We start from the raw sequence: 21,246 nt of genomic DNA on the forward strand, positions 1-21,246 counted from the left end.
TCGGACAGGTTTCGAGGCATCGTGCACTGAAAAAGTAGCACGCATACGGTGCACGGTGTCTCGTAAATGGCCGAGGAGACGGCGCGGCCCCGTTCCCGCACCGTCCCGGTACGGGAACGGGGCCGCGTCACGGGGCCGCCGCGGCGGCCCCTACTTCGCCTCCGGCCACGTCGCGCAGTCGTCCCACGTCGTGTCCCAGCCGCTGTTGTCGCCCGTGTCGTCGAGCGTGAAGGTGCCGCTGCCCTCGGGGAAGGGGCAGTTGTACGTCCCGGCCGCGCCGACACCGCTCGCGTGCACGCCGCCGATCGCGACCTGGCCCGGCGTCTCCGCCTGGACGACGACGGTCCCCGCCCCGTCCACCGTCGCCCCGTCGACCGTCACGTTCCGTACCGCCTTGCCCGTGCCGCCGCCCGAGACGAACTCGAAGGCGCTGTACGGGCTGTCGGTGAAGGTGGTGTCCGTGATGTTCACCTTCGCCTCGATGTCGCTGTCGTACGCGTCGACCCGCAGCGCGCCCATGGGGTGGCCCCAGTTGGGGTTGAGCGCGCCGGTGCGCACGAGGGTGTTGCCCGAGACGGTGATGGTCCCCGCGAGCGGGAAGAAGGGATCGGCGAACTTCTGGTTGGAGATCGCGATGCCGCTGCCGAGCGCGTTGGTGTCGGAGACCAGGTTGTTGCTCACCGTGATGTCGGTGCCGCCGTAGATCGCGATGCCGTTGGCGAGGTTCGGCTGCGAGATGGTGTTGGAGTCGAAGACCGAGCCGGTGTCCGGGGCGTTGAGCGACCACATCGCGAGGGCGTCGTCGCCGTTGTTGCGCAGGAAGTTCTGGCGCACCTCGACGTTCTTCGCGCTGCCGTTGAGGTTGAGGCCGTCCGCCGTGGTGTCGACGATGCGGTTGCCCTCCACGACGAGGTCGTCGTTGTTCCCGGTCAGCCACAGGCCGACCTTGAGGTGCTGGAGCCACATCCCCGAGACCGACGAGCCGGGTCCGAGCGAGCCGTTGACGAAGTTGTCGGGGCTGGAGTCGTTGCGCTCGGTCACCTCGCCGATGACGGCGAAGTCCTTGAGGTGGACCCCGCCCGCCGCGTTCGACTGGTTGATGAAGCTGGAGGAGTGCACGACGGAGTACCAGCTCCCGGCGCCCTGGAGCGTCACGTCCTCGACGCCGCTGAGCGAGGAGTTCACGGCGTAGTCCCCCTCCGGTATCCACACCGTGCCGCCCTTGGCGGCGGCGATCGCCTCGCGGAACGCCTGCGTCGAGTCGCCCTGACCGCTCGGGTCGGCGCCGTGGTCGACGACGGACACCGAACCGGCGGGCCGCGTGGCGGGCGCGGCGACCTGCTCGAAGTCCGCGACGTCCACGGTCACCTCGGCCGAGGCGGTGAGCGTCACGGTGTCGCCCGCCGCGAGGTCCTGGCCGAGCAGCACGCGCGCGTTGTCGAGCAGGTGGTGCGTCTTGGCGCCCACGATCCAGGGGGTGTCCACGTAGGAGTACTTCGAGGTGAGCGCGAGCTTCGCGTCGCTCGCCTCCCCGTTGACGGCGAGCGCGAGGTCCCCGGTCCGCCCGTCGGCGATGTTGTACGCGACCGTGAGGGCGTTCGCCGCCCGCGGCACGGTGAAGGTGATGCTCTGCCCGGCCCCGAGCCGGACCGCGCGCCGCCCGGAGGACTCGGAGGCCACGGTCCCCTGCGTGTCATCGGGGCCGATGACGGTGCCCGCGCTCTCGGCGTCCTCCGCCTCCACGGAGGTGAAGGGGAGCGAGGCACCGGCCGCCGCGGCGGCGGGGCGCGGGGCGACGGGGCGGGGCGCGGCGCTCGCGGTGGGCGCGAGCAGCGCGGCGGTGGTCGCCGCGGCGGCGACGGCGACCGCGAGGGGGAGCAGTCGCCGGGGTGCGGAGGGGGGAGTGGCCGAGCTGGTGGTCATGGGCATGTCACTCGGGACGGCAGTGCGCTTTTCGCTGGCACGCATGGAGTGGTGCGCCTTCCTGTGGGGGGAGGAACGCCCGCCGTGGGCACGGTGGGGCGGCCTAGGCGGGCCTCACCCTAGGTGTGTCGTGCGCGTCACAGCAAGGCATCAACAAGGTTTCGTGAATTCCTGCTGACACAGTGGAAGTTTTCGAGGTTCGCACACACTCCGCAGCCCCGGTCCCCGACCTGCGGACTTCCGTCCTTCGGCCCTCGTGACGTGCTTCCGAGGGGCTTTCAGGGCGCACGGACCTGCCGGTCCCGGCCGTGAAGCGCTTGCCGGGCGTCCGGACCTCTGTGGAAGCGCATCACCGCACGACGTCGGATAACAAGCAAGAGCTGCGTTAATCTTGCGGTCATGACGCGACGAATTGCTCAGGTGGCCAAGAAGGTCGGGGTCAGCGAAGCAACGGTGAGCCGGGTGCTCAATGGGCGGCCCGGCGTCGCCGAGGCCACCCGGCAGTCCGTGCTGACGGCCCTCGACGTCCTCGGTTACGAGCGGCCGACCCAGCTGCGCGGGGAGCGTGCCCGCCTCGTCGGGCTCGTCCTGCCCGAACTCCAGAACCCGATCTTCCCCGCCTTCGCCGAGGTGATCGGCGGCACCCTCGCCCAGCAGGGGCTCACCCCCGTGCTGTGCACCCAGACCAAGGGCGGGGTCTCCGAGGCCGACTACATCGAACTCCTCCTCCAGCAGCAGGTGTCCGGGGTGGTGTTCGCGGGTGGTGCCTACGCCCAGGCCGACGCCTCGCACGAGCACTACCGGGTACTCGCCGACCGGCAGATCCCCGTGGTGCTCATCAACGCCGCCATAGAGACCCTCGGTTTCCGCACCGTCTCCTGCGACGACGGCGTGGCGCTCGAACAGGCGTGGCGCCACCTCGCCTCGCTCGGCCACGAGCGCATCGGGCTCGTGCTCGGCCCCGAGGGCCACATGCCCTCGCGACGCAAGCTCGTGATGGCCCGCGCGGTGGCGCGCGCGGCGGGCGGCGAGCTGCCGCCGGAGCGCGTGGTGCGCGCGATGTTCTCGCTGGAGGGCGGCCAGGCCGCCGCCTCGCGCCTGCTCGACCAGGGCGTCACGGGAATCATCTGCGCGAGCGACCCGCTCGCCCTCGGCGCGGTGCGTGCCGCCCGCAGGCGCGGCCTCGACGTCCCCGGACAGGTCTCCGTCGTCGGCTACGACGACTCGGCCTTCATGAACTGCGCGGAGCCGCCGCTCACCACCGTGCGCCAGCCCATCGAGGCGATGGGCCGCGCCGCCGTGGAACTTTTGAGCCTCCAGATCGGCGGGCGCACCGTCCCGCCGGGCGAACTGCTCTTCGAGCCCGAACTCGTCGTGCGCGGCTCGACGGGACAGGCCCCGCGCAACGGCTGAACAGAGCACGCGGGGGCGGTACGGGGACGGGGCGGACACCACGCGGTGTCCGCCCCGTCCCCGTACCGCCCCTCCCTCATCCGTGCCGGGCCCCGTCCCGTCAAGTCCCCGGACAGTGCGGAGTCCATAACTTTCAGAACACCGTCCGGTCTCCGTCAGGTCTTCGCCCTTGAGCGCGCACTCCGGAGCGTGTCCGTCCGGCCGTGCGCAACCGGGCGGAGTGACGCATTCCACGCCCCGTACGGGAACGTTCCGGGGCACTCTGAGGGGGCCGCCGTCCCCCTCGCCCGAGGGTCCCCCGTTTGTGGCGCCGTGCCAGGTCACAGCAGGATCACGACCGCCGAACCCGCTGCTCAGAGGCCCCCTCGGGGCGCCCGTGCGCGGGCCGGGGGCGCGGCACACCACCGGCCGCTCACAGATAGCCCCTGCGGGTACCCGCCCTCGGCCGCATCCATGCCGCTGTCAAAGAATTGCGAAATCGCGGCGACATCTTGCGGACATTCGTGGTTAGTGATTGAGTGAGCGCCGCCACACAGCGAAGCAGCTGTGGGTTTCCCATCCCTAGAGGGGTCCACCGATGAGAAGCTCCGGGTTCCGCCGTACTTGTACCGTTGCTGTTGTGTCCGCCCTGGCGCTGACGAGCCTGGCCGCCTGCGGCTCGGACGACGACAGCAAGGGCAGCTCCGCCGGCGGCAAGACGAAGATCACCGTCAACTGCGAGCCGCCGAAGAGCGCCAAGATCGACCGGAAGAGCTTCGAGGACGACATCGCGGCGTTCGAGAAGGCCAACAAGGACATCGACGTCACCGCGCACGACGCCTTCCCCTGCCAGGACCCCAAGACCTTCGACGCCAAGCTCGCCGGCGGCCAGATGGAGGACGTGTTCTACACGTACTTCACCGACGCCAAGCACGTCGTGGACATCAACCAGGCCGCGGACCTGACGCCGTACGTCAAGGACCTCAAGTGGTTCCAGGACATCCGGCAGGAACTGCGCGACGTCTACACCGTCGACGGCAAGGTCTACGGGGTGCCGCGCACCAACTACTCGATGGGCCTCATCTACAACAAGGCGCTCTTCAAGAAGGCCGGCCTCGACCCCGAGAAGCCCCCGGCCACATGGGAAGAGGTCCAGGCCGCCGCGAAGAAGATCGCCGGTCTCGGCAACGGCACCGTCGGCTACGCCGACTACAGCGCCCAGAACCAGGGCGGCTGGCACTTCGGCGCCGAGATCTACTCGCAGGGCGGCTCCCTCGTCACCGAGGACGGCAAGAAGTCCGCGGTCAACACCCCCGAGGGCAAGGCCGTTCTGCAGAACCTCAAGGACATGCGCTGGCGCGACAACTCGATGGGTAGCAAGCAGCTGCTCATCATCAACGACGTGCAGCAGATGATGGGCTCCGGCAAGCTCGGCATGTACCTCTCGGCGCCGGACAACATCCCGATCCTCGTCAAGGAGAAGGGCGCGAAGTACGAGGACCTCGGCCTCGCCCCGATGCCCGGCGGCAAGGGCACCCTCGCGGGCGGTGACGGCTACATGTTCAACAAGAAGGCCACCCCCGCGCAGATCAAGGCCGGCCTGAAGTTCCTGGAGTTCCAGACCAACACCCCCGGTCAGGGCCTGAACAACTGGAAGCGCGCCGCCGCGAACAAGGCCCCGGTCGGCCTGCCCGAGCCGCGCCTGTGGACCGGTGAGCGCGACCAGAAGGACCTCGCGCTCAAGAAGCAGTACGCCAACATGCCGGTCGAGAACTACCAGGCGTTCATCGACGGCGCCGACACCGTCAAGCCGAAGCTGGAGCCGGCCGGCGCCCAGCAGATCTACACCGTCCTCGACTCGGTCGTCTCCTCCGTCCTCACCAAGAAGGACGCGAACATCGACCAGCTCCTCAAGGACGCGGACTCCAAGATCAACGGCATTCTCGCCCGAGGCTGACCACACCCATGAAGACTGCTCAGGCACCTCAGCGGTCCGCCGCGGCGCCGCCCCCTTCCACCAAGGGGGCGGCCCGCCCGGCGGGCCACGCGCGCGCCGACCGCTGGCGCCGCGCCCTCGTCCACAACCTCCGCGCCTACGCCTTCCTCATCGGCGGCATCGTCTGTTTCGCGGTGTTCTCGTGGTACCCCGCGATCCGCGCGATCATCATCTCGTTCCAGAAGTACATCCCCGGCTCCGACCCGGAGTGGGTGGGCTTCGACAATTTCACGGCGGTCTTCCACGACCCGGAGTTCGCGACCGCCTGGAAGAACACGGCGATGTTCACCGTGTTCGCGCTGGTCATCGGCTTCGCCGTGCCCTTCCTCATGGCGCTGGTGCTCAACGAGCTGCGCCACGCGAAGAGCTTCTTCCGGATCGTCGTCTACCTCCCGGTGATGATCCCCCCGGTCGTGAGCGCGCTGCTGTGGAAGTGGTTCTACGACCCGGACGCGGGCTTGATCAACGAGGTCCTGCGCTTTCTCCATCTGCCCACCTCGGACTGGATCTTCAGCGCCGACACCGCCCTCGTCTCCCTCGTCCTCGTCTCGACCTGGGCGAACATGGGCGGCACCGTCCTCATCTACCTCGCGGCCCTCCAGGGCATCCCGGGCGAGCTGTACGAGGCGGCCGAGCTGGACGGCGCGAACATCTTCCAGCGCGTGCGGCACGTCACGATCCCGCAGACCCGGTTCGTGATGCTCATGCTGATGCTCCTCCAGATCATCGCCACGATGCAGGTGTTCACCGAACCCTTCGTCATCACCGGCGGCGGCCCCGAGGCATCGACCACCACCGTGCTCTACCTGATCTACAAGTACGCCTTCAGCTACCAGAACTTCGGCGGGGCCTGCGCCCTGAGCGCGATGCTCCTCGTACTGCTCAGCCTGTTCTCCGCGGTTTACCTGTGGCTCACCCGGACCAAGGACTGAGAGGAGACCGCGCAGATGACCGCCGTCCTGCCGCCCACCGAAGCGGCCCCCGTGCCCCCCACGCGCCGCGACAGGCGTCGCGAGAAGCGTGAGAACGGGCCGTCCATCCGCACCCTTGTCTCGCCGCTGGCCCTCGCCAGCACCAAGGGCAAGGTCCTGTACTGGACGTTCTTCACGCTCATCGTGATCGCCTTCGCGCTCGCCTTCCTCTTCCCCGTGTACTGGATGGTCACCGGGGCGGCGAAGCCGGCCGGTGAACTCACCCGGACGCCGCCCACGCTCTTCCCCGAGCACTGGAAGTTCTCCAACTACACCGACGCGTGGGACCAGATGGACCTGCCCACGCACCTGTGGAACACGGTCGTGCAGGCCGTCGGCGCCTGGGCCCTCCAGATCGTCTTCTGCACCGCCGCCGCGTACTCCCTCTCCAAGCTGAAGCCCGCCTTCGGCAAGGTCGTGCTCGGTGGCATCCTGGCCACGCTCATGGTGCCCGCGCAGGCGATGCTGGTCCCCAAGTACCTCACCGTCGCCGACCTGCCGCTCATCCACGTGAGCCTGCTCAACGACCCGCTGGGCATCTGGCTCCCCGCCGTCGCCAACGCCTTCAACCTGTACCTGCTGAAGAACTTCTTCGACCAGATACCCCGGGACGTCCTGGAGGCCGCCGAGATCGACGGCGCCGGCAAGCTCCGCCAGCTCTGGTCGATCCTGCTCCCGATGTCCCGCCCCGTCCTCGCCGTCGTCTCCATCCTCGGCCTGGTCGCGGTCTGGCAGGACTTCCTGTGGCCGCTCATGGTCTTCTCGGACACCGACAAGCAGCCCATCAGCGTGGCGCTCGTGCAGTTCTCGCAGAACATCTCGCAGTCCACGCAGATCGGGGCCATGGTCATCGCGTCGATCCCGATGCTCCTGGTCTTCCTGGTCTTCCAGCGGCACATCATCGCCGGCATCTCCGCCGGTTCCACCAAGGGCTGACGACCGCACCGGCCCGCCCCGCGCTCGCGGCGGGGCCGGCCCGCAGCCCTCTTTCGCCCTGCGCGCCGCCGCCCCCTTCTCCGACCCCGCTGCGGGGGCGGTGGCGCGCAGCCCACGACGTCCGGCTCGGCGCCGTACCGACGCCGCCGGGCCGACGAGGGAATGACACCGCCTCACGTCACGGCGCCGCGGGCACGCCCCGCCGACGCCCGAAAGGACATGCAACGATGGAAGGCAGCTCCCGGGAGCCCGCAGGGCCCGACTGGTGGCGTTCGGCCGTCATCTACCAGGTCTATCCGCGCAGTTTCGCGGACGGCAACGGCGACGGCACCGGCGACCTGGCGGGTGTCCGCGCCAAGCTGCCGTACCTCGCCGAACTCGGTGTCGACGCGATCTGGTTCACCCCCTGGTACCTCTCCCCGCTCGCCGACGGCGGATACGACGTCGCCGACTACCGGACGATCGACCCGGCCTTCGGCACCCTCGCCGAGGCCGAGAAACTCATCGACGAGGCCCGCGCGCTCGGCATCCGCACCATCGTCGACATCGTCCCCAACCACGTCTCCGACCAGCACGCCTGGTTCCGGGCCGCGCTCAAGGCGGGTCCCGGCAGCCCGGAGCGGGAGCGCTTCCACTTCCGGGCGGGGCGCGGCGAGCACGGCGAGCTGCCGCCCAACGACTGGCCCTCGCAGTTCTCCGGGGACACCTGGACCCGGGTCGAGGACGGCGAGTGGTACCTGCACCTCTTCACGCCGCAGCAGCCCGACCTCAACTGGGACCACCCCGACGTCCGCAAGGAGCACGAGGACGTCCTGCGCTTCTGGTTCGAGCGCGGCGTCGCGGGCGTACGGATCGACTCGGCAGCCCTCGTCGCGAAGGACCCGGCGCTGCCCGACTACGTCGAGGGCGTCGACCCCAACCCGTACATCGACCGCGACGAGCTGCACGACATCTACCGCTCGTGGCGCCGCGTCGCCGACGAGTACGGGGGTGTCTTCGTCGGCGAGGTGTGGATGCCGGACGCCGAGCGCTTCGCGCGCTACCTGCGCCCCGACGAGCTGCACACCGCCTTCAACTTCAACTTCATGAGCTGTCCCTGGGACCGCGACCAGCTCCGCGAGGCCATCGACAGCACCCTCGCCGAGCACGCCCCGGTCGGCGCCCCCGCGACCTGGGTGCTCTGCAACCACGACGTGACCCGGACCGTGACCCGCTACGGCCGCGCCGAGGACACCGGCTTCGCCTTCGAGCGCAAGCGCTTCGGCGTCCCGAGCGACCTCGCGCTCGGCACCCGCAGGGCCCGCGCCGCGGCCCTGCTCTCGCTCGCGCTGCCCGGCTCGGTCTACGTCTACCAGGGCGAGGAACTGGGCCTGCCTGAGGCGGACATCCCCCTCGACCGCGTCGAGGACCCGATGTACTTCCGCTCCGAGGGCGTCGACCCGGGTCGGGACGGCTGCCGCGTCCCGCTCCCGTGGACCGCCGACGCGCCGTACAGCGGCTTCGGTTCCACCACCGAGCCGTGGCTCCCGCAGCCCGAGGGCTGGTCGGCCTACGCGGCCGACGCGCAGGCCGCCGACCCCGGCTCGATGCTCTCGCTCTACCGCGCGGCGATCCGGGTGCGGGCCGTCGAGGCGGGCTTCGGCGACGGGCCCATCGAGTGGCTGCCCGAGACGCCGGGCGTGCTCGCCTTCGCGCGTCCCGGCGGGCTCCTGTGCCTCGTCAACCTCGGTGCCGCGCCGGTCGCGCTGCCCGCGCACGAGAACGTCCTGCTCGCGAGCGGCCCGCTCGACGAGGGCGGCCTGCTCCCGACGGACACGGCGGTGTGGCTGCGGCGCTGAGCCGCGCGGACGACCACCGCGAGGACTCCGGGACGGACCGGGCGCGCGCCTGACCGCGCGCCCGGTCCCTCCCGGAAGGGGCCGGGGCAGGCCGCCGGAGGCGACACCGGCGGCCGTGTCCCCGGACGGGCGGGTACGGAATGCGGGCGCGCCCGGTGGGGGAGAGGATGGCCGGCGGTGCCGGTCGCCGGGCCCGCGCCGTGGCCCGTACCCGCCCCGGGGAGTACGTCCCCGGGCCCCGCCGCGCGCCGCGGCGGCCCGCTCGCCGGAGTGCTCCCCTCATGCCCCTGCCCCAGGACGTGCTGCTCGACGGCCTCCTCCGCCGCTACCGCCGGCAGGAGCACCGTGTCCGGCGCGCCCCCGCCGACCTGCGCGAACGCCGCCGCCTCGAAGAGACGGCCGATGCCCTGCGCGTCCTCACCGGGCGCCCCACCACGGCCGAGGCCGTCGCCCACGTGCTCCGCGACGCGGGAACGGGACGCCTCGGCGGTCCCCGGAACGGCGCCGCAACCGAAATGTGACCCGCGTCACAGGATTGTGCGAGGATGAGTGGGGCACAAGGACATCGACGCAAGCTCGGAAACGACCCTCCCCCCCGGGTCCCCGAGCTGCCAGCGGCCCCGCCGCCCTCCTTCCCCCGAGGGCACGGCGGGGCCGCATTTCTTCGTACCGGCCGCGTACCGCCGACCCGTACAGCCCGCCGCGCACCGCCGAGCCGTACCGTCCGCACCGCGTACCGCTGAGCCGTATGGCCCGCCGCGCACCTCCGCCGCGCACCGGCCGCGACCAGCGGCCTCGTGGGGCCGGCCCGAACAACCCTTCGTGTGACCGCGACCTGTGCGGGTACGCGAAGGCGGTCCCCACCGGATGCGAAGCGAGAGGAGAGCCGCCGTGCACGACAGCGCAGCGCACCCCACCCCGATACCCACCCCGCCCCCGCCCCCGGAGGGCGAGGTGCGCACCCACCTGTCGGGCAGGCCGCGGGTGGGGAGCGACGAGGCCGAGGCCCCGCAGCCGCCCGATCCCGAGTGGCCCGCGGGGAACGTCGTACGAGGACTGGACTGAGGAGGAACGCATGGGTGAGCATCCGCCGAAGGCCCCGGGGGAGCACGGCCGTCCCCTGGTGCCCAGAGACCTGCCCGACCAGCAGCGCACCCCCGGCGAGGACCCGCTCGATGTGTCCCCGCCCCCGGCGCGCGACGGCAGCGAGGAGCTGCCCGACACCGACGAGGGCGGGACGGGGCGGGCCGGGCGCCCACACACGGGGGACGCCCACGGGACCGGACCGGCCCCGCGGGAATCGAGTGGCTGACGGCCCCGGTCGCGCCGCGACGCCAGGCGGCGCACGCTGGAGAAGAAGCGGGGAACGGCCACCGTCACGCCCTCACGACGGGAGGAGCACCACCATGGATCAGGACCAGTCCGCACAGGTTGTCGTGGAACTGCAGGGCTGCTCGGCGCGCGACGCCGACGCCGTCCTCACCGCCCTGGCCGGAGCCTTCGGCACCGACCGCGCGGCGAGCGACACCCCGAGCGAGACACCGGGGGAGCGCCCCACGGTCTGGAGCGCCACCTTCGACACCTCCGACCGCAGGGGCCGCACCTCTCCGGTGCGCATCGACGCCGCGCTCGACCTCACCGCGCAGGGCGGCTACCACGCGGTCACCGACCTCCAGGAAGCCCTCGACGAGGTCTACGCGGTCGAGGTGCTCGGCTCCGCGTCGGGGGACCAGGAGAAGGAGATCCAGCTCCGGCTGACCCCGGCCTGACCACCCCCGTCCGGGACGGACGGGCGCTCCGGCCGGGGCGCCCGGGTCACCCCGTGAAGATCTCCACGACCGACCAGATCGCCAGACCCGCCATGCAGATCCCGCCGATCCGCTGCACCGTCTTGAGCGGCACGCGCTTCGCGATGAACCGCCCGGCGAGCAGCGCGAGCGCCGACACGCTCATGAGCGCCGCCCACGAGCCGATCGCGACCGAGAGCGTGCCGCGCGAGGCCGCGAGGTTGGCCGTGGTGATTTGCGTCAGGTCGCCCCACTCGCTGATGAAGACCGCCATGAACGCGGTCGTCCACACGGGCCAGAACCCGGTGACCCCGCGGCTGCCCGCCGCGTCCTCGTCGTCCTCCTCGTCCCCCGCGTCGGCGCGGAAGAGAAGGACGGCGCCGAAAGCGAAGAGCAGCGCGGAGACGAGCGAGACGATCCAGGAGGGCGCGAGCCCGATGAGGCTGCCCGCCGCGCACGCGATCACGACGTGCACGAGGAAGGCGCTGGAGGTGCCGAGCCACACGTAGAGGGGCCGCATGCGCGTGCCCATCGCCAGCGAGGCGAACATGGTCTTGTCGGGAAGCTCGGCGAGGAAGATGAGGCCGAAGGCCGTGACGATGGCGAGCGGATCGAGAGACATCGAAGCGGTGCCGGTCTTTCGTGAACGGGGCCGCGGCCGCGATCCGTGCGCCGCCCGGCGGGAAGGACCACTCGGCCACGGCACGACGAACGCGCCCACGGGGTCGCGGGCACGGTCCTGCCTGGCCGAAGGTCTCGTCCACCGCCCGGCGTGCCGGGCGGCCCGGTCGCCGGGCCCGCGTCCGCCTCCCGGCGTACGCACGGCCAGTATGTCGACATACCGGTATCGCGGGACTACTCCCCTTCGTCGCCGCCAAGACTAACAAGCCCGTACGGGTGCCCGGGACCACACCCCGAGCACCCGTACCGGCCCCTTCAGCGCCGCCCGTCCACCGGGACGCCGCGCACGACCCGCAACAGGTACTCCTCGCGGCGCAGCGGATCGGCGTCGGTACGGGAGCGCTCGGGGACCGGGCCGCGCACCGGGCGGTACGCGGCGAACTCCGTCTCCAGGACGCCCTCGCCCCGGCTCGGACCCGGCAGCAGCCGCCCCAGCTCGTGCACGTGCGCCGCCGGGATCTCGCCCTCGACGGTGTACGTGCCGCCCGCCGCGCGCGGCGCGCCCGGTACGGCGCCGAGCCGTCCCAGCAGCGGCAGCACCGCCCCGTACGCCTCGGCGGGGACCTCCAGCCGGAAGTGGTGCACGGGCTCCTCGACGACCGTGCCCGCCGCGCGCAGCGCCGTCATGAGGACGAGCGGCGTCAGAAGCCGGAAATCGCCCGCCGTGGACGACATCGACTTGTCGAAGACCGCGTGGCTGTGGCTCTGGCGCGGCCAGTACCCGGAGCGGACGAGCGTCACCTCGCAGTCCACGACCGGCCAGCCCCGCAGCCCCTCGCCGAGCACCGTGCCGACCGTCTCCTCGATCGCCTTCAGGAACGCCGGGGGCAGCGAGCCCAGCTCGATGCCGAGCCGGAAGACGGTCCCCGTCCCGGGCGTGCGGGGACGGACCCGCAGCCCGATCGTGGCGAGGAAGGGATTGCCGTCCCGCTCGCCGACCTCGACGGCGCTCCCCTCGCCGCGCACGCGCTCCACGCACAGCGGGCGGCTCGCCCGGAAGCCGGCCCGGACCCCGTACTCCTCCAGGAGCGTCGTCGCGATGACCTCCTTCTGCACCTCGCCGTAGAGCGAGACGGAGATCTCCTCGCGCGCCGGGTCGCGGCGCAGGCCGATGAGCGGGTCCTGCTCGGCGAGTTCGCTCAGCGCCGGCCACAGGGCGAGCGCGTCGCGGCGCTCCTCGGGGACGACGACGCTGCTCAGGCTCGGCGGGGCGAAGGCGGTCGCGGAGGCCGTCGCGCGGGCCGCGTCGTCGGCGGGGCCCGCCCCGATGCGGTCACCGATGCGGAGGCCGGGGAGGCCGTGGACGAGCGCGATCTGCCCGGCGCGTGCCTCCCGGGCGGGGACGGGCCCGCCGTCGGCGAAGACGTCGAGACCGGTGAGCACCGCGCTCCTGCCGTCCGCGCCGTACGGCACCCGTTCGCGCACCGCGAGCGTGCCCGCGTGCAGCCGCGCGTACGCCCGGCGCTCGCCGCCCGGTCCGCGCTCGATCTTGAAGACCGAGGCCGACAGCGGTGCCTCCGCCCCGCCCCGCGCGACCGGCAGCAGTTCCGCGAGCGCGGCCCGCAGCTCGGCGATCCCCGCGCCCGTGAGCGCCGAGCCGTACAGCACGGGGTGGACCCGCGCCGACGCGACCGCGCGGCGCAGTTCCCCGCGCAGGCGGGCGGGGGAGAGGCCGCCGTCGAGGTACGCGCCGAGCAGCGCGTCGTCCCGCGCGGTCAGCACCTCGGCGAGCGCCTCGGTGTGTGCGGGCTCGTCCGGCGCGTACGGGAGGAAACGCGCCCCCGGCGTCCCGGCCCCGTCCGGCACGCCCAGCGCGACGACCGCCGGGTCGAGCCGTGCCCGCAGCTCGCCGAGCAGCTCGCGCGCCCCGCGCCGGTCGATCTTGTTGACGAAGAGCAGCGTGGGGATGCCGAGCCGCCGCAGCGTGCGCAGCAGTACCCGCGTCTGCGGCTGCACCCCCTCGACGGCGGAGACGACGAGGACGGCCCCGTCGAGCACCGCGAGGACCCGCTCCACCTCCGCGATGAAATCCGGGTGGCCCGGGGTGTCCACGAGGTTGACGGTGCGGTCGCCGAGCGGGAAGGAGACGACGGCCGCCTTGATGGTGATCCCGCGCCGCCGCTCCAGGTCGAGGGAGTCGGTACGGGTCGTGCCCGCGTCGACGCTGCCGGGCTCGTCGAGCAGCCCGGCGGCGTGCAGGAGTCGCTCGGTCAGGCTGGTCTTACCGGCGTCGACGTGGGCGAGGACGCCGAGGTTGAGATGGTCGTGCGAGTGCACCCAGGTGCTCCGTGAGGTCGGAAGGGACTGCGATGGCCTGCGGAACGAACCAGTGGGCAGCGCGCATGGCGGACCTCCTCGAACGGATACGGGTACGACGCCCGCCGGGACCCTGACGGACCCCGCGCGGACCGGGGAATCGTGCGCGGAAGCGGGTGCGCCCCGCAAGCGGATTTCCCCGCCCGTCCCCCGTACGGGTGCCTAGGATCAACGACCGTGGACAGACACCTCGCCTTCGACCGCCTGCACAACTTCCGTGACCTGGGCGGCTACCGCGCCGCCGGGGGACACGTCACGCGGGGCCGCGTGCTCTACCGCTCCGACAACCTCGCCAAGCTCCACGAGCCCGCGGCCGTCGCCGACCGCGCGCGCTTCGACGCGCTCGGCATCCGCACCGTCGTCGACCTGCGCCACGGCTGGGAGATCGCCCGCACCGGCCGCGTCCCCGCGCGCGAGGGACTCGCCTTCCATCACCTCGGCATCGAGCACCGCGCCTGGGACCAGGCCGCCACCGGGCCGCTCCCCGACCCCTGGCGGTACCTCGCCGACAAGCTCGGCGAGATCTTCGCGGACGGCGGCAAGGAGATCGCCCAGGTCATCGACGTCCTCGCGCACGCCGAGGGCCCCGCCGTCTTCCACTGCGCCTCCGGCAAGGACCGCACCGGGATCGTCGCCGCGCTCGTCCTCACCCTCCTCGGCGTCGACCGCGACACCGTCGCCGCCGACTTCGCCCTCACCGAGCACGCCACCGCGGGGCTGCGCGCCGACTGGTCCGCGCGCAACGGGGGTCGCGCCCCCGGCTGGGAGCACTACGGACGCGCCCCCGAGGCCGTCGTCCGCCACCTCCTCGACGACCTGGACCGCGACCACGGCGGCGTCGCCGCCTACGTCGCGGCGCACGGCGTCCCGGGGACGACCGTCGCGGCCCTGCGCGCCCGCTTCCTCGTACCCGCCCCGGAGCCCTCCCGCGCGCCCACCGAAGGGTCCGCCCGAGCGGACGGCTGAATATTTGTCCGGCACCCGCTCGGCAGGTTTGGGGTTTGACATGCCGTCCGCGCGGTCACATCGAGTGCCATGCCCCGTATCGGATACACCCTCATGACCGAACAGGCAGGCCCCCGCGAGCTGGTGGCGCACGCGGTCGGTGCCGAGGAGGCCGGATTCGACTTCTCCGTCATGTCCGACCACTACTTCCCCTGGCTGCGGGAACAGGGCCACGCGCCCTACGCCTGGAGCGTCCTCGGCGCCGTCGCGCAGGCCACCGAGCGCCTGCCGCTCATGACGTACGTGACCTGCCCGACCGTGCGCTACCACCCGGCGGTCATCGCCCAGAAGGCCGCGACCGTCCAGCTCCTGTCGCAGGGCCGCTTCCGTCTCGGCCTCGGCTCCGGCGAGAACCTCAACGAGCACGTCGTCGGGCGCGGCTGGCCGGCCGCGCGGGTCCGCATCGAGATGCTGGAGGAGGCCGTCGGCATCATCCGCGCCCTGCTCGACGGCGAGACCGTCCACCACGACGGGAAGCACTTCAGCGTCCAGGACGCCAAGCTGTGGGACCTGCCCGAGACCGCCCCGCCGATCGGCGTCGCCGTCTCCGGACCCCGCTCCTGCGCCCTCGCCGGCCGCCTCGCCGACCTCGTCATCGCCACCGAGCCCAAGGCGAGACTCCTCGCCGACTTCGACCGTTTCGGCGGCACGGGCAAACCCCGCGTCGGCCAGCTCCCCGTCTCCTACGACCCCGACCGCGAGGCCGCGCTCACCCGCGCCCACGAGCAGTTCCGCTGGTCGCTCGGCCCCTGGCCGGTCAACGCCGAGCTTCCGGGCCCCGTCTCCTTCGACGGGGCCACGAGCAGCGTCACCCGTGAGGACGTCGCCGCCGCGATCCCGTGCGGCGACGACGTCGACGCCTTCGTCGAGGCGGTACGCGCCTACACCGACGCCGGCTTCGACGAGATCGCCCTCGTCCAGGTCGGCGGCGCCCACCAGGAACCCTTCCTGCGCTGGGCACGCGAACGGCTCCTCCCGGCGCTGCGGAGCCTGTGAGACGCGCGATCACTCACGGACCGGTACGGGTGCGCGGGCTCCGGTACGGGTGCGGTGCGCCGCCCGTCAGGGGCCGCCCCGCACCCGTACCGCCGCTCACTCGGCCGCCTCGGCGCGGTCCGACGTGACGTCGAGGACCCCGTCGAACTCCGAGAGCGAGGCGACGAGCGCGTACACGCTCCCCGCGCCCTCGACCTCCAGCCACACCGCTCGCGCCCCCGTCTCCAGCTCCTCCTCCTCGGCGAGGGGGTCCTTCTTCCTGGAGGGCCGGCCGGGCCGCTCCACGCTCACCTGCACGACCCGGAAGCCCATGTCGGTGCACTCCTTGAGCACACGGGAGAGCACCCCGCTCCCCGAGCGGTAGCTCAGCGTCAGACCCGCCTGCTCGACCGAGGAGAGCGCGGGCAGCCACCGCGTGAGCCACGGGTAGCCCCACACGACGAGGAAGTGCACGAGCGTCGCCGCGAGCGCGAGCAGCGGCAGCCCGCCCCCGCAGGCCATCCCGATCGCACACGTCAGCCACACGGTCGCCGCCGTCGTCAGCCCCCGTACCGCGTCCCGCCGTACGAAGATCAGACCGCCGCCGATGAACCCGATCCCCGAGACGATCTGCGCCGCGACCCTCGACGGGTCGAAGGACACGTTCTCCAGCCCGAGGACCGCGTTGAAACCGTGCTGCGAGACCTCCATGAACAGGGCGCTGCCCACCCCCACCAGCGTGTGGGTGCGCAGGCCCGCGCTCTTCTGCTGCACCGCCCGCTCGGCGCCGATGAGCGTCGAGAGCAGCAGCGCGAGACCGATCTCGGCGAACTGACGGGCACCCTGCCCGGCCGCCGGATCGAAGAGCGACATCGCCAGCGCCTGCATCCGCCCACCTTCCTTCCGCGCACGGCCGCCCGCGCCGCGGCCTCCGCCCGGCACCGGCCCCGTACGCACTGTCGTCACCGGCCGCCGCCGAGCCTATCCACGCCCCACGCTGTGACCCCCCTCACACGCGGCGCCATGTGTGCGGCCCCATGACCGGGGTATCCGGCGAGAGCCGGGCACAGCGACGCGTCCCGGAGGCACACGCGCACGGGGGGCTGGAGACCATGAACGAGCACACGACGACAACGCTTTATCCCGCGTCGGAGTACGCCTGCGTGGCGGACGGCGCCGAGGCCGCCGGGGACCCCGCGCCCACCCGGCCCCTGCACCACGTCGCGCACTTCGACGGCACCCCCGGCAGCGTCGCCGCCGCGCGCGCCGTCACCACGCGCTTCCTCCACCGCCTCGGCGCCGAGTGGTGCGCACGCGTCCCCGAGCGCACGACGGGGGACCTGCACCTCGTCGTCAGCGAACTCGCCACCAACGCCGAGCGCCACGCGGGCGGCTTCCACGCCCTCGAACTGACCGGCGACGCCACCCACGTCGTCGTCACCGTCCACGACACGAGCCCCGTCGCGCCGACCTTCCTGCGGCCCGACCCGGCCCGCGTCGGCGGCCACGGGCTGGAGATCGTCCGCGCGCTCAGCCGCGAGGTCCGCATCGCCCGCACCCCCGGCGGCAAGTCCGTGGGCGCGGTCGTCGACCTGCCCCACTGAGTCCGCGCCCCCCGGGGCCCGCCCCTTGGGCGCCGGATATCCTCCAGCGACACATCCGGCCGCCGGAAGGACCGCGCCCCTATGACGCCCGAGGCGCTCGCCGCCCTGATGGCCGGTCACGCCCACTCGCCGGCGGCCCAGGTCGCGCAGACCGCCCACCGCCTCGCGCTCGCCGCGCACTGGAAGCCGCGCCCCGGCGCCCGGCTCGTCGAGATCGGCTGCGGGCAGGGCGACACCACCGCCGTGCTCGCCGACCTGGTCGGCCTCACCGGGCACGTCCTCGCGACCGATCCCGGCCCGGCCGACTATGGCGCGCCCGTCACCCTCGGTGCCTCCCTGCGCCACCTCGCCGCGGGGCCGCTCGGCGACCGCGTCGAGCCCCGCCTCGGCCTCGACCTCGCGACCGCCCCGCCCGAGCCCGGCTTCGACGCCGTCGTCCTCGCCCACTGCTCCTGGTACGTGGCGGACGCCGCGACCCTGCGCCGCCTCCTGGAGCGCGCCCGGGACTGGGCGCCCGTCCTGCACTTCGCCGAGTGGGACCCCGAACCGAGCGCCCCGGGACAGCTCGCCCACCTCCTCGCCGTCCGCCTCCAGGCCCACCTGGTCGCCACCGGGCTGCGCGGCGACGGCAACATCCGCACCCCGTTCTCGCGCCCCCAGATCCTCCGCCTCCTCGCGGAGACCGGCTGGCACGCGGGCCCCGCCGTCCCCGTCCCCACCGACGGCCTCCAGGACGCGGACTGGGAGATCGACGCGGCCCGGTACTGGCTCGAAGAGGCCCGCGCCCAGGGCGAAGTGCCGCCCCACGCCCTGGACCTGGCCGAGAGCGAGGCCGACGTCCTGGCGGCGTGCGCGCGCCCGCGGGGCAACGCGTGCCTCCCGGCGTGGACGGTGACGGCGACGGCCTGACAGGGGCCGGGCGACCGAGCCGGACCGCGGCGGCCACCGCCGCAGTCCGGACGAGAGCACCGCGTTCCGCGCCCTCCGTGCGCCCCGCGCCCCCCGAACAGCCCGTGCTCAACCCCCGTCAGGCGGGTAGACGACCTCCAGGAGCGGGGGCGCGGGTCCTCGCGAGGGCGGGCAGGGAGCCTGGCATGAGTGACGACACGCGGAACCTGCTGATCGTGCTCGCCGTGCTCGCCGCGGCCGTGCTCGCCTTCGCCCTCGTCCTCGCCGTCCGCCTCGTGCGCACCCGCAGGACGCTGCGCGCCGCCGGGCTGCCCGCCGGCAAGCGCTGGGTCTTCTGGGGCGCCCTGCTCTACCTCGTCCTCCCCACCGACCTCGTCCCCGACCCCGTCTACCTCGACGACATCGGCGTCCTCCTCCTCGCCCTGCGCTCCCTGCGGGCCGGGGAAACGGGAGCGGCCGTACGGCACGTGGCGGGACGGGCGACGCGGGTCACGGGCGGCGGGCACAAGGAGGTGGGGCGGGCGCCCGGGGCGGGTTATCCGCCCCGGCGCGGGCAGTGACGCCGCGCGCGGGGACGGCGGCGCAGAGCGCCCGGTGCTCCCGCCGCCCGCCCCGACGCTGTCTCAGGCCGCCTCGCGTGCCGCCGCGGTGAGCAGCGCGGGCAGCCGCTCGGCGAGGTACTCGTACTCCTCGGGACGGTTGTAGACGTGCGCCGACAGCCGCAGGAATCCGCGCCCGTCCCACGACGTGATCGAGACCTCGCAGCGCAGTTCCGCGGCGACACGCCGCTGGAGCGCCGCCGCCCGGTCCGGATCCGTCGCGAGGACGGGCGCGAGGGGTATCAGCCGCATCGCCAGGGCCTCGTTCACGGTGACCCCCGAGAGGTCGGCGTGCAGGGCCTCGGCGAGGAGCGCCTGCGCCGCCGTGACCGTGCGGTCCATCGTCGCGCGCGCCGCGTCCCAGCCGCCGCGCTCCGCGAAGAACGCGAGCGAGCCGGGCACCGCGAGCCACCCCGTGACGTCCTGCGTGCCCTGCTCGTCGAAGCGGTGCGGGTACGGGTTCGGGGCGCCCCACGAGTTCACGAGCGGCACCAGGTCCTGCGCCACGTCCTCGGCGGCGACGAGCGCCGCCGTGCCGCGCGGGCCGCACACCCACTTGTGCAGGTTGCCCGTCCAGTAGTCGGCGCCCGAGGCGTGCCCCAGCGGATCGGCGAGCAGTCCGGGAGCGTGAGCCCCGTCGACCAGGACCCGCGCCCCGGCCGCGTGCGCCTCGGCGACGATCTCCGGGAGCGGGAAGAGGCGGGCGGTCGGCGAGGTGATCTGGTCCACCACGACGAGTTCCACCGGCGCCCCGGACCCCAGCTCCCGCGCGAACAGCGACCTGATGTGCTCCGTGGACGCGTCGAGCGGCACGTGCACGGTGTCCACGACGGCGCCGTGCAGCGCGGCGACGCGGCGCGCGCCCATCGCGACCGCGCCGTACGTGTGGTCCGTCATGAGGATGCGCGCGCCGCGCGTGAAGCGCAGCGAGGCGAGGACCGTGCTCGCGCCCGCGCTCGCGTTCGGCACGAAGGCGAGCGAGTCGGGCGCGGTGCGCAGGAAGGCGGCGACCGCGGCGCGCGCCGCGGCGATCCGCCCCGTCAGCGTCCGCCACCACGCGTCGGGATTGCTCTCCATCTCGGCGCGCAGCGCGGCGAGCCGGTCGAGCACGGGGCGCGGCACGGTGCCGAAGGAACCGTGGTTGAGGTGGCGTACCTCCGGGTCGAGCGCGAAATCGGCGGGACCCGGGGCCCCCGTCGCCTCGCTGCCGCTGGTCCCCGGCTTCTGCGCCTGCGTCGTCATCCCAAGCCTTTCCTCGGACGCGGCGCGCCTCGTGGCACGCCGCGTGTTCGAGGCTACGACGTGCGCGTTCCGGCGAGCAGCCCGGCGTACCTCTCCAGGTCGACGTTGCCGCCGGTCACCAGGACCCCGACCCGCTTGCCCCGCCACCGCTCCGCCTCCGCGTACAGCGCGGCGAGACCCAGCACGGCGGTCGGCTCGACGACGATCTTCAGGTACGTCGCGACGTCCCGCAGGCACGGCGCGAGGGCGTCGTCGGGGACCGCGAGGATGTCCGTCACCGCCTCCCTGACGAGGGGAAACGTCAGCTTGCCGAGCGCGAGGGTCTGCGCGCCGTCCGCGAGGGTGCGCGGCGGGTCGATCGTCACGATCTCGCCGCGCGCGAGCGACTGCCTGCCGTCGTCGCCCGCCTCGGGCTCCACGCCGAACAGCGCGCACCCCGGGGCGATCTCGCGCGCGACGAGCCCCGTGCCCGAGAGCAGCCCGCCCCCGCCGAGCGGCACGAACAGCGCGTCGAGCGGCCCTGTCTCCTCGATTAGCTCCAGGGCCGCCGTGCCCGCGCCCGCGATGATGTCGGGGTGGTCGAAGGGCGGCACGAAGACGAGTCCGCGCCGGGCGGCGAGGTCCGCCGCGATCGGCGCCGGGTCGCCCGCGTACCGGTCGTAGAGCACCACCTCGCCGCCGTAGCCCCGCGTCGCCGCGAGCTTGCTCTCCGGGGCGTCCTCGGGCATCACGATCGTCGCCTCGATGCCGAGCAGCCGCGCCGCGAGCGCGACCGCCTGCGCGTGGTTGCCCGAGGAGTACGCGACGACCCCCGCGGCCCGCTGGTCCGCGTCGAACCGGGACAGCGCGTGGTAGGCGCCCCGGAACTTGAAGGCGCCCATCCGCTGGAAGTTCTCGCACTTGAAGTGCACCTCCGCGCCTGTGCGCGCGTCGAGCAGCCGCGAGCGCAGCACCGGCGTGCGGTGCGCGACGCCCGCGAGGCGCGCGGCGGCGGCCACGACGTCCGGGTAGCGGGGGAGGGCGGCAGCGGGCACGGCGTCAGCGGTCATGCGCGCGAGCCTAGGACACGCCC

20 protein-coding genes are annotated in these 21,246 nt (G+C 73.1%); 14 read left to right on the forward strand and 6 right to left on the reverse strand.

Annotation, left to right across the window (positions count from 1 at the left end):
• Positions 1 to 150: 150 nt before the first annotated feature.
• A complete protein-coding gene (locus tag STTU_RS30860) occupies positions 151 to 1,923 on the reverse strand; it encodes a glycosyl hydrolase family 28-related protein (protein WP_007830190.1) in 1,773 nt (590 codons plus the stop codon).
• Between the two features lie 399 nt (positions 1,924 to 2,322).
• On the opposite strand from STTU_RS30860, the gene STTU_RS30865 reads away from it, so the two are divergent.
• The 9 genes from STTU_RS30865 to STTU_RS30900 all read left to right on the forward strand — a co-directional run bounded on the left by STTU_RS30865 (position 2,323) and on the right by STTU_RS30900 (position 10,825).
• On the forward strand, positions 2,323 to 3,336 hold the full coding sequence (locus STTU_RS30865) for a LacI family DNA-binding transcriptional regulator (RefSeq protein WP_010267716.1): 1,014 nt from the start codon (positions 2,323 to 2,325) through the stop codon (positions 3,334 to 3,336).
• 577 nt (positions 3,337 to 3,913) lie between these two features.
• On the forward strand, positions 3,914 to 5,272 hold the full coding sequence (locus tag STTU_RS30870) for an ABC transporter substrate-binding protein (protein ID WP_029396748.1): 1,359 nt from the start codon (positions 3,914 to 3,916) through the stop codon (positions 5,270 to 5,272).
• 8 nt (positions 5,273 to 5,280) lie between these two features.
• A complete protein-coding gene (locus tag STTU_RS30875; protein WP_007830196.1) occupies positions 5,281 to 6,243 on the forward strand; it encodes a carbohydrate ABC transporter permease in 963 nt (320 codons plus the stop codon).
• A gap of 15 nt (positions 6,244 to 6,258) precedes the next feature.
• Positions 6,259 to 7,218: a carbohydrate ABC transporter permease gene (locus STTU_RS30880; RefSeq protein WP_007830198.1), complete on the forward strand. Its 960-nt coding sequence runs from the start codon at positions 6,259 to 6,261 to the stop codon at positions 7,216 to 7,218.
• Positions 7,219 to 7,445: 227 nt separating this feature from the next.
• Positions 7,446 to 9,056: a glycoside hydrolase family 13 protein gene (locus STTU_RS30885; protein ID WP_007830200.1), complete on the forward strand. Its 1,611-nt coding sequence runs from the start codon at positions 7,446 to 7,448 to the stop codon at positions 9,054 to 9,056.
• Between the two features lie 281 nt (positions 9,057 to 9,337).
• Positions 9,338 to 9,577: a DUF5133 domain-containing protein gene (locus STTU_RS30890; RefSeq protein WP_043256863.1), complete on the forward strand. Its 240-nt coding sequence runs from the start codon at positions 9,338 to 9,340 to the stop codon at positions 9,575 to 9,577.
• 370 nt (positions 9,578 to 9,947) lie between these two features.
• Positions 9,948 to 10,121 carry a hypothetical protein gene (locus STTU_RS34780; protein WP_010267704.1) on the forward strand — a complete coding sequence of 58 codons (174 nt, stop codon included), beginning with the start codon at positions 9,948 to 9,950 and terminating at the stop codon, positions 10,119 to 10,121.
• Between the two features lie 10 nt (positions 10,122 to 10,131).
• Positions 10,132 to 10,368 carry a hypothetical protein gene (locus STTU_RS30895; RefSeq protein WP_007830206.1) on the forward strand — a complete coding sequence of 79 codons (237 nt, stop codon included), beginning with the start codon at positions 10,132 to 10,134 and terminating at the stop codon, positions 10,366 to 10,368.
• A 94-nt stretch (positions 10,369 to 10,462) separates the two neighbouring features.
• Positions 10,463 to 10,825, forward strand: coding sequence for a hypothetical protein (locus tag STTU_RS30900; protein ID WP_007830209.1), 363 nt, complete (start codon positions 10,463 to 10,465; stop codon positions 10,823 to 10,825).
• Between the two features lie 46 nt (positions 10,826 to 10,871).
• On the opposite strand, the gene STTU_RS30905 is transcribed toward STTU_RS30900, so the two are convergent.
• Both STTU_RS30905 and STTU_RS30910 read right to left on the reverse strand, forming a co-directional pair.
• Positions 10,872 to 11,465, reverse strand: a complete 594-nt coding sequence (locus STTU_RS30905; RefSeq protein ID WP_009062570.1) for a TMEM165/GDT1 family protein — start codon at positions 11,463 to 11,465, stop codon at positions 10,872 to 10,874.
• A 314-nt stretch (positions 11,466 to 11,779) separates the two neighbouring features.
• The gene (locus STTU_RS30910) at positions 11,780 to 13,801 is read right to left on the reverse strand and encodes an elongation factor G (protein WP_007830218.1); all 2,022 of its coding nucleotides are present in this window, start codon (positions 13,799 to 13,801) and stop codon (positions 11,780 to 11,782) included.
• A gap of 216 nt (positions 13,802 to 14,017) precedes the next feature.
• On the opposite strand from STTU_RS30910, the gene STTU_RS30915 reads away from it, so the two are divergent.
• Both STTU_RS30915 and STTU_RS30920 read left to right on the forward strand, forming a co-directional pair.
• The gene (locus STTU_RS30915) at positions 14,018 to 14,806 is read left to right on the forward strand and encodes a tyrosine-protein phosphatase (protein ID WP_043256864.1); all 789 of its coding nucleotides are present in this window, start codon (positions 14,018 to 14,020) and stop codon (positions 14,804 to 14,806) included.
• Between the two features lie 69 nt (positions 14,807 to 14,875).
• On the forward strand, positions 14,876 to 15,841 hold the full coding sequence (locus STTU_RS30920) for an LLM class F420-dependent oxidoreductase (RefSeq protein ID WP_043256865.1): 966 nt from the start codon (positions 14,876 to 14,878) through the stop codon (positions 15,839 to 15,841).
• A 96-nt stretch (positions 15,842 to 15,937) separates the two neighbouring features.
• Here STTU_RS30920 and STTU_RS30925 read toward each other — a convergent pair whose 3' ends face one another.
• The gene (locus tag STTU_RS30925) at positions 15,938 to 16,708 is read right to left on the reverse strand and encodes an MgtC/SapB family protein (protein ID WP_010267694.1); all 771 of its coding nucleotides are present in this window, start codon (positions 16,706 to 16,708) and stop codon (positions 15,938 to 15,940) included.
• A 224-nt stretch (positions 16,709 to 16,932) separates the two neighbouring features.
• On the opposite strand from STTU_RS30925, the gene STTU_RS35995 reads away from it, so the two are divergent.
• From STTU_RS35995 to STTU_RS30940, 3 genes are all read left to right on the forward strand, one after another.
• Entirely contained in the window at positions 16,933 to 17,424 is a 492-nt protein-coding gene (locus tag STTU_RS35995) for an ATP-binding protein (protein WP_043256866.1), read from the forward strand.
• A gap of 81 nt (positions 17,425 to 17,505) precedes the next feature.
• On the forward strand, positions 17,506 to 18,333 hold the full coding sequence (locus STTU_RS30935) for an SAM-dependent methyltransferase (RefSeq protein ID WP_007830226.1): 828 nt from the start codon (positions 17,506 to 17,508) through the stop codon (positions 18,331 to 18,333).
• 185 nt (positions 18,334 to 18,518) lie between these two features.
• Positions 18,519 to 18,893 (forward strand): DUF1232 domain-containing protein, encoded by a 375-nt coding sequence (locus STTU_RS30940; protein WP_043256868.1) that lies wholly within the window; start codon positions 18,519 to 18,521, stop codon positions 18,891 to 18,893.
• Positions 18,894 to 18,956: 63 nt separating this feature from the next.
• Here the strand turns inward: STTU_RS30940 and STTU_RS30945 are convergent, their stop codons facing one another.
• Positions 18,957 to 20,174 carry an aminotransferase class V-fold PLP-dependent enzyme gene (locus tag STTU_RS30945; protein WP_007830229.1) on the reverse strand — a complete coding sequence of 406 codons (1,218 nt, stop codon included), beginning with the start codon at positions 20,172 to 20,174 and terminating at the stop codon, positions 18,957 to 18,959.
• Positions 20,175 to 20,227: 53 nt separating this feature from the next.
• Complete coding sequence (locus STTU_RS30950) at positions 20,228 to 21,223, reverse strand: threo-3-hydroxy-L-aspartate ammonia-lyase (protein WP_007830230.1); 996 nt, start codon at positions 21,221 to 21,223, stop codon at positions 20,228 to 20,230.
• Between the last annotated feature and the right edge of the window lie 23 nt (positions 21,224 to 21,246).

Source organism: Streptomyces sp. Tu6071 (assembly GCF_000213055.1).
Taxonomy (GTDB): domain Bacteria; phylum Actinomycetota; class Actinomycetes; order Streptomycetales; family Streptomycetaceae; genus Streptomyces; species Streptomyces evansiae.